This is a genomic window from Sphingobacterium sp. MYb382 (assembly GCF_037572665.1).
Lineage (GTDB): Bacteria > Bacteroidota > Bacteroidia > Sphingobacteriales > Sphingobacteriaceae > Sphingobacterium.
Genome location: NZ_JBBGZT010000024.1, coordinates 470,477 through 485,844, shown reverse-complemented (window position 1 = coordinate 485,844; position 15,368 = coordinate 470,477). Strand labels below are relative to the sequence as shown.

Here is a 15,368-nt window from a genome sequence, read left to right as displayed (position 1 = left end):
TTACGCGATTCAACAGCTAAGAGTCGTTAGAAATGGTTAAATTTGTGGTTGTGAAATACAAGGGAGACAAAGGATGAAAGAATTAAAACAGAGATCGGTTTGTCCGATCAGTTGTACATTAGATTTTTTTGGAGATAAGTGGAGCTTTCTCATTTTACGTGATATGATGTTTAGTGATAAGGTTACGTTTGGCGATTTTTTGGCTTCTTCAGAAAATATTGCTAGTAATATTCTGACCGATCGTTTAAAAGGGTTGGAAGCTTCCGGATTTATTTTTAAGCATTATGTTGCTGGAAAAGCACGCGTAGGTTATAGCCTGACGGAAAGGGGAATTTCTTTACTTCCAATGGTTATGGAATTTTTAAAATGGGGTGTTTCGCAAGGCTTTTTAGGTGTAGATCCTGCTGGGATGCGTTACTCCGCAACAAATAGCACAAAAGTAATCAAGAAAACAACTGCTAAGCTATTGGAAAAGCTTGCCCTTCAGCGTGCTGAAGAAGTAGAACGCATGCAAGAAGTATAAAGGTCTCACTTTTTTTATTTGCTTAAACTAAGTGCGTTACCTAATTTTGTCCCCGTTATGGGAATTCAGATTAAAGATTTTAAGCTTAAACGTATTCATATCTTCTTGGTTGGAGCGTTGCTATTGGTGCTTTTTGGAAGCATCAGTCTCTATCTGATAAATCAAAAACAACAACGTCTAAACAAACGTCTACTTGGTGAGTTTGGCGTCGAAAGTGAGCTCATCATTTCGAAAATATTAGAAGGCCTAGATCAACGTGTGGAGATGCTTAATAAGCTCCTGATTGTGAATAGCCCTGCTTTAGTAGATGAGTTTGTCGCACAAGATTCAATCAATCAACGATTGATATCGGCCTATTTTTTTCGTGATGGCCAGCATAGTCAAGCTCATAATTTTCATATCTCCAATAGTGCTTTAGATAGTGTACTTAGCCAGGTTGGCGATTTGTACAACGACGCTCGATTTGTACAATTGGGCGATAGTATGTTTATGGTGCGACATGTGCCACTGGCTTCTGGTAAGGAGGTCTTTTGGGTCTTGAGTGTTTATGAACTCAATGCCTATTTTTGGAAAAGTAACTGGGGTAATCGTGCTTATTTTTCGCTATATACTCCCGATGGTATCTGTGTTATCCATCCTGATATTAAGTTCGTTGGTAAACGATTCAAAGAACGATTGGATGAGATGGAGGGACTTAGAGATACCGTTGTTCTTTCCGACTACCTTAATATTGATGTGCTAGCCCGCAGTTATAATGTGAGAGGCCTGTTGGGGAAGTCAAAAATCATTTTATCCGTTTTACTCGTTTTTACAGAGGACGAGGTCAATGAGCTTTCTCGACTAACGTTTGGCTTAGGCTTAGGTCTGATGGTTATCACGATTGTGATGTTGCAGCTTTTATATCGGGAGCGCAAGCGATCGCAAGAAGGGGCGATGCACAATTTGCAGTATGAGAAGGAAAAGGCTGTTATGCGCTTTGAGAGCTTACGGGAGCAGATGAATCCTCATTTTCTATTTAACTCACTGGGTTCTTTGCATCAGTTGATTCCTAAGGATAATGAGGTCGCCCGCCGATTTGTGAATAAGTTGGCACGTGTATACCGTCAAGTATTGCAGGCCGACCGTAGTGGTTTATCGGCTTTGCCACAGGAGTTGGAACTAGTAAAGGCCTATGCCTTTTTGCAGGAAATTCGCTTTGGCGCTACGGCTTTCAGTATACATATCGATGATTTCTCCGCTTTCGCGGATAAAAAAGTGCCTTACCTGAGCTTACAAACATTAGTAGAAAATGCCATTAAGCATAATGAGCTTTCTACGGAATTTCCTTTGTCGATTTGTATCAAATTGGAAGAGGATGCGGTTTTGATATCCAATCCAATTCGTAAGAAGAATTGGGAAGATACCGTTCCTTCTACGGGCTATGGAATTTCCTACTTAGCCTCTGTTTATCAATACGCTGCAGTATCAGGCTTTTACGCTCGTGAGGAAAACGGCATTTTTACCGTAAGGCTGCCGTTTGCGTAACCATTTCTTCCGCTTAATATGTAGGTTCACTCCCTAATACTGCGTCTTCACGCTTATAGGGTTTATATCAGCAATATTTCTTTGCATTTTAGCGTGTTCATTTTTTGACTTTAACTTTTCTGCATGAAACAACGTCAACAACATGGCCTGTCCGTGTTTACATTTTTTTGTTTATCCATCACTTTACTTAGCTCCTGCCAATTGCTTACACCATGGCAAAAGAAAGAGCAAAAAGGTACAACTGTAAAAGCCGATAGCACCAAGAAAGAAGATTCAAAATTTATGGCCTACGATAAGTTGGCTAAAGGTGCGCGTATTGATAGCGGTTTGTTTCAAGTATTAGAAAAAGAGGGTAATTATTATTTTGATATTCCTTTCGCATTGATGGATAAAGACTTCTTGTTGATTCAGAAAGTTTCTTCCGTGCCATTAGCAATCAATGAAGCGGGTGTAAACAAAGGGATGAACTTTGAGAATAAGGTTATCCGTTTCAGCATGCCGAAATATAAGAAAGAGGTGTGGGTGAGCGAGATGAACCCGCAAGTTGAGGTAGCTAAGGATGCTGCCATCACACAATCGGTGATGGATAACTATACGCCATCATTTATTGAGTCTTTCAAAATCGAAGGTTTTGGTAAAGATTCTACCTCGGTTATCATCAAAGTGAATAAAGTGTTTGATGGTACAGAGAAGAGCTTTATGGATATCTTCAGCAGCTTAGGCTTAGGTACGTCTGCAAAAACGTCCCTTTCAAGCATTGAAGAGATTAAGTCTTTCGAAAATAACGTAATCGTTAAGTCTGTTTTGAGCACTAAAGTAACGGAAGGAAATGCCTCTATTCCGATTACGATTAAGGTGACTAATAATATTTATGCTTTACCCGAAAAATCAATGGTTCCACGTTTTGCGGACCCTAGAATTGGTTATTTCACAACACCGAGATGGTACTTTTCGGATGAACAACAAGAGTTAGATAAGCGTAATCTAGTAACACGTTGGCGTTTAGAGCCTCGTGAAGAGGATAAAGCACGTTACCTAGCTGGAGAGTTGGTTGTTCCGAAGAAACCTATTGTATTTTATATTGACCCTTCTACGCCTAAACAATGGCGCAAAGAAATTATTGCCGGAGTGAACGACTGGCAAGTAGCTTTCGAAGAGGCAGGTTTTAAAAATGCAATCGAAGCGCGTGAAATGCCACAAGACAGCTTGTTGGATGTAGATGATGCTAATGTATCTTCTATCGTTTATGCAGCGTCAGCACAAGCCAATGCGATGGGCCCATCAGTGGTGGACCCTCGTTCAGGTGAAATTTTAGAGGCTGATGTTATTTGGTGGCACAATGTGATGACCATTTTGAACAGCTGGATGCGTATTCAAACAGGTATTGTCGATACGACAGCACGTGGGAACACGTTTTCTTCCGAGAAAATGGCACATGCTATCCGTTTTGTTTCCTCCCATGAGGTCGGACATACATTAGGTTTGATGCACAATATGGGTAGTTCTTCGAGCTTCCCTGTAGACTCATTGCGTTCGCCAGCATTCACCTCTAAAATGGGTGGAACAGCAACATCGATTATGGATTACGCGCGTTTCAATTATGTGGCGCAGCCAGAAGATGGCGTGACGGCGATTACGCCAGTTATTGGTCTTTACGATAAGTATGCTATTGGATGGGCTTACCGTTGGTATGATAAAGCTACACCTTTTGAGGAGTTGCCAGCTTTACGTTCTGTTATTGAAGCACATCAGCATGACCCTCACTACTGGTATGGTGAGCAGCAAGATGGTAAAAACATCGTTGACCCACGCTCACAATCTGAAGATTTGGGTGATGATGCTATGAAAGCGGGTCGTTACGGAATCAAAAATTTAAAACGTACCATGCCGTATATCATCAAATGGACAACACAACCAGGAGATGATTATATCCGTGCAGGAAAATTATATATGGGTGTTATCGGTCAATGGTATACCTATGCTGACCACGTGATTAATAATATCGGTGGTATTTATTTGGAAAACCCAGTTTTGGGAGACCATAAAGATGCATATGCACCAGTGGCTAAAGCGAAACAACAGGCAGCATTAGACTATGTTAAAGAGCAGATTTTCACTTTCCCTGATTGGTTATTCGACAAGCAATTGATGACAAAATCATTCCCGCTTCGCGAAAGCCCAATTGGTCCATTCGAATATGCTCCATACAACTTAAGAAGAGAATTCCAGTACAGCTTATTGTACAGCTTGGTGAAAGATGACCGTTTACTGCGCATGACAGAGATGGAGCAACTTTTTGGTGAGGCTAAAGCATGGAGTGCTGAAGGATTCTTGGAGTCTATCCGTAAGTCTGTTTTCGCAAAAACGATGCGTAAAGAGAACCTAGATTTGAACACACGTATGCTGCAGCAAAACTATGTTGACGTTTTACTTGTTTCAACCAATAAGTCGATGGAAAAATTAATTAGCAAAAAGCTTGAAATGGTAGATACGTTCATGGAGCTTGCTAATCCAGACTTCTGTTTGGTACACGACCATAAGCAAGGTTTACGTAATGTACACGTTACAGGAATGAGCCGTACTTCGGATATGTTGATGCAAAAACGTACGGAATTGTTAGCGATTTACGAATTGTTGAATCAAGCGAGCAAAACAGGCGATACAGCAACTAAAGCGCACTACCAGGATTTAATCCTGCGTATTGCGAATACGCTTGAGCTAAAAAAATAATGAACCTTACTTAATAATTATAAAATGAACAAATTTTTACTTCTTTTCTTCTTCTCCTGTGTAGCACAGCTGCTACAAGCGCAGGATGTTGGGAAGTGGCAAGGGCAGGTGTTAGATGCACGTACAGGTAAGCCTGTGATCGGTGCAACTATCATTGTGGAATCATCCGCCGTTGCTGAAAACACGACCATTCCTGGACAAATCCAACAGTCGGCTTTAGGTACCGTAACGGATTTTAAAGGTATGTTTAGTTTACAGTTGCCAACCGATGTGAAACAGGTTACTGTTTCTTTCGTAGGTTATCAAACCTTGAAAATTGCTGTTACAAACCTTACGAAAACGATTAGGTTGCAGCCGCAAGATGCCACCCTTGAGGAGGTCATCGTAACGGGCTATAGCGACATTAAAAAACGCAAGAATACAACGGCCTACACGAAAGTGAAGATGGACGAAATTCAGCAAGTAGGTGTAGCTAGTATCGACCAAATGTTGGAAGGTCAAGTAGCAGGTTTGCAGTTAAGCAACTTGAATGGTGGCCCAAACAGTGCTCCACAAATCCGTATCCGTGGTACCGTATCAACAAACGGTACACAAGACCCACTATGGGTTATTGATGGTTTACCTATTGAAGGTACAGCTTTACCAAACAGCTTTGATAAAGACAATTTAAACAACTTAACAAATCTTCCTATTGCAGGTATCAACCCTGACGATATTCAAGATATCACCGTATTGAAGGATGCTGCGGCAACTTCTATTTATGGTGCACGTGCTGCAAATGGGGTAATCGTGATTACTACCAAACGTGGTAAAAGTGGCCCTACACAGGTGCAAGTTTCAGCGAATACGTTCGTGAACCAAAGACCTGACTATAGCCGCTTAAACCTAATGAACGCTGACCAGAAAGTTGACTTCGAATTAGGAATGGCTGGACGTACTGATTTGGATTTCCGTACTGACAGAGGTGCGGTAGCCCGTATTTTGAATAGCTCTTCTGAATTGGGCGCTTTCCAAAAAGGAGGCTTTGCGGCATTAACGCCGGCTACGCAACAAGCGATTAACGCTTTACGCTCACAAAATACAGACTGGGGGAAAGAATTATACCGTAATGCAGTGAACCAGCAATACACGGCATCAGTATCTGGAGGTACAGATAGTCACCGTTATTATATCTCTGGTGGTTTCTATGATGAAAAAGGAGCTACTGATGGGGTAGATATGCGTCGTTACAGCTTAACTTTCAATAATGATTTTCATATCAATGATCGTTTAAAAGGAGGTTTAAGTATTTTAAGTTCAGCAACAGATCGTCATAATCCATTGCAAGATAAAGGTGCTTTTTCAACGCCTTCTTACTATGCACGTACGGCAAATCCATATTTACCTATTCGTGATGCTAATGGAAATTATGCCTATGACCCAGATATCGAAGGTTATTCTGGTGATACTTATGTTCCATTTAATGCAGTCGAAGAGCGTACAAATACACGCTACAGCTTAAGTAATAAAAGTGTAAAAGCGATTGCTTATTTAGAATACCAAATTATCCCTTCCTTATCTATCCGTTCTGAACTAGGTTTACAGTTCGAAGAGATTGGTACGGAGCGTTTTGGCGATAAAGAGTCTTACAATACACGTAAGCTTCGTGCTTCAACACGTTATTACGATTCAGCAACGAAAACGTACAAGTATTTCTTGCCTGATGGTGGCGTGATTGAGAACAACCATAACAGCACTTTCCAGTACAACTGGAAGAGTTTTGCGCAATATAGAAAAGATTTTGGCGGGCGTCATGAAGTTGAATTGATGGCAGGTACAGAGCTTCGTCGTTCGAATAGTACAGTGATTAATACAAAAGGATTTGGTTATAACCCAAATACGTTAACAACAGTTCCACTTGTATTCCCGAATAGCTCTTTTGCAAATAGTGCCGATTTTAGACAATATGCAAAAGGTATTGGTGAAACGGCTTATGCTTCTTTCTATGCGAATGCGGGATATACGCTAGACGGTAAGTACAACGTGTACGGAAGTATCCGTTATGACGGTTCTAACATGTTTGGTGTAGATCCTAAATACCGTTTCTTACCAATCTGGTCGCTTTCCGGATCATGGAATGCTTCGCAAGAGGAGTTTATTAAGAACATCGATGTTATCTCTAATCTACGCGTAAGAGCTTCTTACGGTATCCAAGGAAACATCGACCGTAATACGTATCCTTTTATTGTGGGTCGTTATAGCAATGCGATTATCACGCCAGGAAATCCAGAAGGCACGATTGATGTTGATACCCCTCCAAATGATAAATTACGTTGGGAGAAAACAAAATCATGGAATGCTGGTTTTGATTTAGGCTTATGGAAAAACCGCTTGAACATTACAGCCGATTACTACAACCGTACAAGTACTGACTTAATCGGTTATAGCGATATGCCATTGGAAAATGGTTTTGCACAAGTACAACGCAACTGGGCTTCGGTACGTAATGAGGGTGTCGAGTTGACAATCTCTAGTCGTAATATTGTACGTAAGCACTTTAGCTGGTCTACAGATTTTAACATTGCACACAACCGTAGTAAAATGTTGAAAGTGTTGAATAATCCGAAAGCATATAATATGTCTATCCAAGAAGGTCGTCCAATCAACTCTTTATATGTGTTGGAAACGGCAGGTTTGGATGCTGATGGTGTGATGCAGTTCCGTGGTAAAGATGGTCAGCCGGTACGTTTTGAAGATCAATTCGGTTTATATGACCCTTGGGCGGATTTCTTCCCAGGTGCTATGTTGGCTACAAATTTGACTCCTGATTCTTACCGTGATAAATTTACCTACAAAGGTAGTTTAGATCCGAAGTTTGTAGGTGGTATGACCAACCGTTTTACGGTTTACAACTTTGACTTTGCGGTAACGGCAGCCTTCAATTTAGATAAATGGACGAAAGCAACACCGTTCTACAATCCGGCAACTGTTGATCGTGGTGTAAACCAGACGCAGTCTATGTTGGATGTTATGTCGAATAGTGGCAAATATCAAAGGATTGGTAGCGCAAACAGTGATTTGAATGATCGTTGGATGGCATATAGCTGGATGAGAGATAATGATCCTGCAGAAAGTTACAAGATGTATGACATTTGGGCTAAGAAAATGAGCTACGTACGTATTACAAGTATCCGTTTAGGTTACACGTTACCAGCTTCAGCGAGCAAAAAAATCGGTGCTGCTAGTATCCGTATCAATGCAGAGGCACGTAACCCATTTGTGTTTGGCTCTAGCTACAAAGGATTCTTTGATCCAGAAACATATGGTAATTATTATGCACAGCCAATCACGAAATCTTTCGCTTTTGGTTTATCGGCTAGGTTCTAATTGTATAGATAATTTAACATGAAAAAAATATTTTTTTATATCTGTTTACTATCCTTGGGGGGACTGACTTTACAGTCTTGCGATAAGTATTTGGATATCCAGCCAGTGGGAACGGTAGTTCCCAAAACGATTGAAGATTTCCGTGCGTTGATCACACGCGGATATAGTGGATTCCCTGCGCATAAATCATTGTTGACTTTACGCACCGATGAATTGGTAGTTGATGAGTATTCTACAGATATTGCATCCATTAAGGATCTTTATTTATGGAATGATGTGAATCCAGACCCTACAACACTAGCTATGCCTTGGGAGGCTTTGTACAAAAGCATCTTTTATGCAAACCACATTATCGATAATATCGATAAAGAAGTGGGTACAACGACAGAAGCAAAACAAGTAAAAGCAGAAGCTTATGCTTTACGTGCTTATGCACATTTCGAAGCGTTGAACATGTATGCAGATACGTACAGCCCAGCGAATGCGGATAAACGTGGTGTGCCATTGTCTTTACATTTAGACTTGGAGCAGAAATTCGTTCCTGCTACGATTGGAAAAACGTACGATCAGATTTTTGCAGATGTGCAAGAAGCAGAAAACTTAATGCAGCTTGCTGAGCAAGGCGAATTGGTAAAATATCGCTTCAGCAAGAGATCATTATTGGCTTTCAAAGCTCGTATCTACATTTATCGTGCAGAGTGGGACAAAGCTTTAACTGCCACAGAAGGTGCTTTAGCAATTAACTCCACGTTGGAAGATTTAAATCAAGCAAGTTCTTTATTGCCTAGTGACTTTAAATCTAAAGAGATGGTTTTATCATTAGAAAAATCAGCTTTGCCTACAGTTTTAAACTCTAGTTTTATCTCTGATGATCTTTTAGGAAGCTATGACCGTGCAAACGATCAACGTTTTGCGCGTTACTTCCAAAAAAGAGGTGGTGATTATGTGAGTTTGAAAGGTGGTGATAATCAGTTTAACGTGAGTTTAAGAAATGCTGACCTTTACTTAATGAAAGCAGAGGCACAAGCACACTTGAACAAATTGACAGATGCAAAAGCTACGCTTGCTTTGTTGTTACAAAAGCGATTGAAACCAGCTTACTATACAACACAAGTAAATGCTATCGCTAGCCTTGATGCAGATGCATTTATCACCTATTTATTTAATGAGCGTAAGCGTGAATTCGCGCTAGAAGGATTGCGTTGGTACGACCTAAAACGTAGTACGCGTCCTCAAATAACACATTATTTCTTTGGTAAGAGTTATGTGTTGCAGGCGAACGATCCACGCTATGTAATTCGTTACCCGAAAGCAGCTTTGGAAAATAATCCAGATCTACAATAAGAGCCTTCATGCATTTGTTTACATAATAAGTTATCCCCGCTTCTTTGTTGAAGCGGGGATTTTTTTTACCTTCACCGACGGATGGCTTTGCAGATATTACTTGTTGAAGATGAAGACTGGGCTAAAAATAGCCTTATGGAGATGCTTTTGGACGTCTCTTGGCTAGATTTTGAGGCTACGCATGTGAAGACAACGCGTGAAGCTGTCGACTGGTTGTCCAAGCATAAAGTGGACCTTATCTTTATGGATATTCACCTAGGGGACGGTCTGAGTTTTCATATTTTTGATCAGGTAGCCGTCAAAGTACCGGTTATTTTTACCACCGCTTTTGACAACTATGCTTTAGAAGCCTTTCGTAATCAGGGGTATGCTTATCTACTTAAGCCTTTTGATGAAGAAGAGCTACAAGAAGCCTTGCTGCGGATAAAACCTCTGCTAGTTGATGAGCAGGTGGAGGTAGAAACTCCTAAATATAAAAATCGCTTCTTGGTAAAATATGGTATTCACCTTAAATCTATCGCTACAGATAGCATCGCTTATTTTATGGCGGAGGACAAGTTACTATACGCTATTTTGCACTCCGGCGATCAATATATTCTGGAAGATACCATCAGCAATTTAGCGAGCCGTTTAGATCCGGCGCTCTATTTTAAAGTCAACCGAAAATTTATTGTGTCTATTTCTGCGATTGTAGATATGGTTAAACTAAACCGCAATCGCATCCGTTTAACGTTAAGTCCCACCGCTGGTGGGGATGGCGTAGCCATTGTTTCTGAAGAGAAATCTCCCGATTTTCAGCAGTGGTTGGGGCAATAGATATCTTTATTAGATTGCGCTATGAATTTACCGAAAACCATACATACCCTTACTTCCAGCAAGGCTGGCCATACCCTGCATCATCAGCATGTCTTTTCGCCCGACGATGCATATATTGTTTTTGATGGGCGTAATGATGAAACCAAAATCGGTGAAACGGCCGAGATTGGTGTCGTGCAAATAGCGAGGTCGACCGAAAGCGTGCTGTACAGAAATGCTAATCAGACTATGTATGGGCCTGGTGTCGGAGCTGCTTCATTTCATCCGCATCGCCATCATGTTGTTTGTATAAAAGGATTAGCAAGCTGTAGCCCCGAGGTGCCGTATGCTATGTCGCGTCGTATAGGTTGGTGTCTTGACTTGGAGAAACCTCAGCACGGATTTCACCTTGATGCACGTGCCGTCGTGGCCCCTTATCCTCCAGGGTCGCTTCGCGGAGGAACCCATTCCCATGGGTGGAGCGCTAGTGGCGAATTGGTGAGTTTTACGTATAATGATGCTTTTGTAGATGCTGACCTTCGCGTTGTTGGGGTGATGGTACCGTCGGGAAAGCCCATTTTAGTAGACGAAGTTCCAGGAAATAATAGTGGAGAAATGTATAGTGCTATTGTGTCGGAAGTAGTTTCGCAGGCAGCTTTTGGGTCCGACGAAATTGAAAAAGCCTTCGATGAATGTTGGCTTGGTGCTAAAAACACCATCGCTTTCCAAGGCAATACCCGAAATGCAGAGGGAGCGCTTATCACGGAAATTTTTCTTGTTGATATTGATGTTGCGGCGGTGCTAAGAGATGCAGATGCGGTAGGGCAGGTTGGAGAACGGCCTAAAGTTCCTGCAGGTATTCAGCAGCGTCGTTTATCCCGAACAAGTAAAGGACTTTCCAATTTAAGGCATTGGTTGCGCGCAAGTGCCGATGGCTGTTATGTATATGCCTTAGCCAAAGATAATCAGGAGCGTAATCAGCTGGTCCAGTGTGATGCCCTTTCGGGCGATTTCACCTATATATCGGCTTTTGATTTCTCCATTGATTCCCCTATAAACATAAGCTATAAGGGCGACAAACTAACTTTCATCGCCCAAAACAATGTATTTATATACAGGCTAGCCGATGGTCAGCTAGAGCAGTTAACCCACTTTGCTGCAGATGACCTTTCCTTGGCAGGTGTTCCTGTATTTAGCCGTAGCGATAAGCAAATTGCCTTCAACCAATTTGTCGAAGGAGATGGTGCCATTAATCTACAGGTTAAGCTTATTCAGCTCTCGTAAAATAACCACTATTTCTTTATACGCCTATTTTTTGTTTTTTTCTTCTTCCCGTAGTTGCGTTTATACCAAATCATAAATCCTGTTATTGGTAAGGATATACAAAATAATGTAGCGAAGAAGAAGAGTAATTTTGTTGGCATTCCGTAGATACTTCCTGTATGGAAAGCATAGTTGGAGTCGTCCCATTTTATACCCCTACTTTTATCCTCATGACGGAGTTCTTTTTTCAAAAGACCGGCATTGTTGTAAATGTATTGGTCACTTTCTTCCCATAGTGAACCATCGTTAAAACGTAGAAAAGCATAATATTGGCTTTTTTCAGTGATAGGTGCATAAGGTAGGGAAACCACTAAGCTTATCCACGAATCGCGCTTGCTGATGCTGTGTAGTGCTATTTTGTCTAAGGGGAGGAGGCTGTTCGTCGTCGTAGTATCCACTTGCCACACCGTGTAATTAGGCTCCATATCCTGTTTGCTAGAACCTAAGATGCGAAACATGCCATCGGCCCACCAGTTGAAACTCCACATTAATCCTGTAATTGATAAGAATAAGACGGGAATTAAAAAGTAAAAGCCCCCAACATTATGTAGGTCGTAAACACGACGTGGTGTACTAGCATTTCTTTTAAAGGTGAAGCGCTGTTTCACGGCCGCCTTGCTGCGTGGGTACCATAAAACTAGACCTGTCAATAAGGAGAATATAATAATTAAGGTCATATAGGCAGTAACCCAATGGCCTTCAAAGCTATAATGTAGGAGCATCCTTCGATGCAGTGCTTCGCAAATTTTTAACCAATCTGTGCGTAGGTCGCGTGCGCCTAATATTTCGCCCGTATAGGGATTGATACATACTTCTTTGTTGACTTTGGACTCCGCAAAGTAGGAGAGGCCACCCTCTTCATTTTCTTGATATACACCAAAAAGATAGGCTCTATTTGGTTCCTTTTTGATATTGATATGGGTGATGGCCTCTTCAGGCTTTAAAGATTGTTGTACCTTTTGTTGTAAGGCGGATAATGGAAGTGGCGCTGCGGTCTTTGGTTCAACAAGCATAATCTTGGCGTAATACCAATCAGAAATTTCTTTCTCAAAAACGAAGATTGCTGCTGGAACAAGATTAACAATAATCACTAGCCCGGTAATAAAACCGAGCCAGCGATGTGTGAATTTCATCCAATTCGTAAAAGATTTACCCATTAGAACTTGAATGAGGTGCTTAACAGCCATTGACGTAAAGGTTGGCTATTTGCATAATTCCAATATTTTTGATTTGTTAAGTTGTTAGACGCGATGCCAAAACGCCATTTTTGACGCTCATAATAGATAGAAGCATTCACCAGGGTGTATGAAGGAACAATGATGCTGTTTTCTTGGTTGAAATAGCTTTTATCCACATAGTTTGCACCCACACCAAAGCCAACGTTTTCTAGGACCGAGTAAGGCTGAAATTTATAGCTTAACCAAACATTAGCCACATTTGCAGGATTTCCTGTCACTTCACGTTCTACACCTGTTTCGAAAACTGTATATCTATTTTTGTTGTAGGCATAACCACCAATAATGTTTAGGCCGTCAACAGGATGAGCTTGCAGGCTGATATCAAAACCTTGACTTTTCTGCTTGCCGTCTTGGAAATACGTATAACTGGCATCAGAGCGCACGGCATCTTTCACATTGATGTTGTAGTAGCTGATGGTCGCTTTGTAGCGGTCGTTGGCCGAGTTTAGCTTGACACCACCTTCCCACTGCGTACTAAATTCAGGCTTTAAAACAAGGATAGTTCCATCAGGCTGGTCAACGGGGCCCATATTGGTAAAGCCACTCATGTAGTTGGCAAATAGGCTTACCGTTTCTTTCCATGGTTGGTAGATTAACCCAAATTTAGGCGTTACAGAAGTCTGCTTGTAAGAGTCGTTCCCCCCATCGCTTGTTTTACGGACATAATGGTCTAAACGTAAGCTTGCTAAGAACATAAAACGGTCACTGAAGTTTATCAAATCAGAAGCGTACGTAGCATAACGGTCTACTTTAGTACTGTATCCATAAGCCTGTCCGATTTTATCATTAGCCATTTTACGCGTTACATGATAAATAGGCTCTAACAATGATATTTCATCGATGGTGCCACGTGCCGTATAGCGGTCTTGACTTTCTTGGGTATAGTCTAATCCCCATACGATTCTATTGCGTATTTGCCCTATATTGACATCACCACGGAGGTTATGCTGTAGGTTCGTAATCGTTGTATTGATTGGACCAAAGACACGCATGGCACGACGAATGCTATCCCGATTGATAAATGTGGACTCATTCTGGTAACTCATTTTTAAGTCTTCAGAATTTACGGAAATAGATGTCTGTGAAGTCCATTTATCCGACAATTTATACTGTGCATCAAAGTAGGTGCGGAAAGAACCGGCGTTGGCATCAAAGTCCTCGCCAAAAAGTGTTTGGCGGTAACCTAGCGGAATTTGCTTCACGTTGTTAATGCCTAGCGCATCGATATTGTAGGATGAAGCACGGATAACGTTCTCATGATAAGCCTCAATATCTAAGGAAAGAGTCAATCGGTCACTTGCACGATATAAGATGCTTGGCGCAATGGTATACGTATTGTTATGTCCCGTTTCACGGAAGGAGTTTTGTTTGTTCATTCCCGCATTGATGCGGAATAATACTTTACCATCCGCTGTTAATGGACTATTTACATCCGCTGTGATACGGTTTAATCCCCAGCTACCAACGGTGTAGGCTATTTCTGATTGAGCCGTTTCAAAAGGTTTTTTCGTGATGATGTTTACAGCTCCACCGTAGGAAGATACTGTATTGCCAAATAAGGTGGCAGAAGGGCCTTTCAGCACTTCAATACGCTCAATATTGACAGGGTCAACACCCGTACGTCCACCAGCCATCATCTGAATACCATTGCGGGCACCAACAGATGCGGTAAAACCACGTAGCGTAAGCTGATTCTCACCACGAGAAGTATTGCTAGCTACGGCACCAGTGACATTGTTTAATACCTGCGTTAAGTTTGTGCTTAGCTGTTCTTTCATCAAACTGCTGTTGATGGTGTTGTATACCTGTGGATTTTCCAAATCCGTTAGTGGCATTTTGGATACGTACACCGAATTTTTAGTCGCAAACTTATTGCCTTGTTTACCATTGACGATGATTTCGTTTAAGGTGTTGGCATCTTCATTTAGGATAAGCGTAACTGAGCTGCTAGCCCCCGTTTTAATAACGATGCTTTGCGTCTTGCTTTGTAGCCCTACATAACTAGCTGTTAGCTCATGAGCGCCAGCTTCCACATTATTGAGCTGGAAAAAGCCAAATTCATCCGTCTGTGTACGATACTGATTGGATATGTTAATGTTGACAAAGCTTGCTGCTTTACCATCCGATGTTTTAACTTCTCCTTTAATTTGTCCTTTACCTTTTGAAGGTTGTATTTTTACTCTATTCCCTTGCGCAGAAAGGCCACGTGCAGCGTTGCCTAGAAGCTCTTCTAGTACTTTCTGTAGGCTCAGCTCGCGGAAAGAGACGCTAACTTTTTTATCTAAATCCAGAGCTGTAGAGCTATATTGAAATTCTACCTGGTACTGTTTTTCAAGCTGTTTTAAAATCTGTTCTATGGAAGTCTTATCTGCGGAAAAGTTTATTTTCTTAGCTAAAGCAGATTCTTGCGCATAGGATACGCTGATGCTAAGAGAAGCGAACAGGATGAAAAGGTTAATTTTCTTGGTAAAAGCGGCGCTAATCAAATAGCGGGCTGCTAAATATTTCATATTTTTGAATGAATT

9 protein-coding genes are annotated in these 15,368 nt (G+C 41.4%); 7 read left to right on the top strand and 2 right to left on the bottom strand.

The genetic code is table 11. From position 1 onward, the window contains the following. The first annotated feature begins 73 nt into the window (after positions 1–73). The 7 genes from WH223_RS12740 to WH223_RS12710 all read left to right on the top strand — a co-directional run bounded on the left by WH223_RS12740 (position 74) and on the right by WH223_RS12710 (position 11,566). Entirely contained in the window at positions 74–523 is a 450-nt protein-coding gene (locus WH223_RS12740) for a winged helix-turn-helix transcriptional regulator (protein WP_340048095.1), read from the top strand. A gap of 57 nt (positions 524–580) precedes the next feature. Then, positions 581–2,047 (top strand): sensor histidine kinase, encoded by a 1,467-nt coding sequence (locus tag WH223_RS12735; protein WP_340048094.1) that lies wholly within the window; start codon positions 581–583, stop codon positions 2,045–2,047. A 123-nt stretch (positions 2,048–2,170) separates the two neighbouring features. Continuing rightward, entirely contained in the window at positions 2,171–4,777 is a 2,607-nt protein-coding gene (locus tag WH223_RS12730) for a zinc-dependent metalloprotease (RefSeq protein WP_340048093.1), read from the top strand. Between the two features lie 24 nt (positions 4,778–4,801). Then, entirely contained in the window at positions 4,802–8,143 is a 3,342-nt protein-coding gene (locus WH223_RS12725) for a SusC/RagA family TonB-linked outer membrane protein (protein WP_340048092.1), read from the top strand. A gap of 18 nt (positions 8,144–8,161) precedes the next feature. Beyond that, positions 8,162–9,487, top strand: a complete 1,326-nt coding sequence (locus WH223_RS12720) for a RagB/SusD family nutrient uptake outer membrane protein (RefSeq protein WP_340048091.1) — start codon at positions 8,162–8,164, stop codon at positions 9,485–9,487. Between the two features lie 81 nt (positions 9,488–9,568). Next, positions 9,569–10,303, top strand: coding sequence for a LytR/AlgR family response regulator transcription factor (locus WH223_RS12715; RefSeq protein WP_340048089.1), 735 nt, complete (start codon positions 9,569–9,571; stop codon positions 10,301–10,303). A gap of 21 nt (positions 10,304–10,324) precedes the next feature. After that, complete coding sequence (locus WH223_RS12710; RefSeq protein WP_340048087.1) at positions 10,325–11,566, top strand: DUF3748 domain-containing protein; 1,242 nt, start codon at positions 10,325–10,327, stop codon at positions 11,564–11,566. 8 nt (positions 11,567–11,574) lie between these two features. Here WH223_RS12710 and WH223_RS12705 read toward each other — a convergent pair whose 3' ends face one another. After that, positions 11,575–12,792 carry a PepSY-associated TM helix domain-containing protein gene (locus tag WH223_RS12705; protein WP_340048086.1) on the bottom strand — a complete coding sequence of 406 codons (1,218 nt, stop codon included), beginning with the start codon at positions 12,790–12,792 and terminating at the stop codon, positions 11,575–11,577. After that, a complete protein-coding gene (locus WH223_RS12700; protein WP_340048085.1) occupies positions 12,762–15,353 on the bottom strand; it encodes a TonB-dependent siderophore receptor in 2,592 nt (863 codons plus the stop codon). The genes WH223_RS12705 and WH223_RS12700 overlap by 31 nt, the downstream gene beginning before the upstream one ends. Positions 15,354–15,368: the final 15 nt, after the last annotated feature.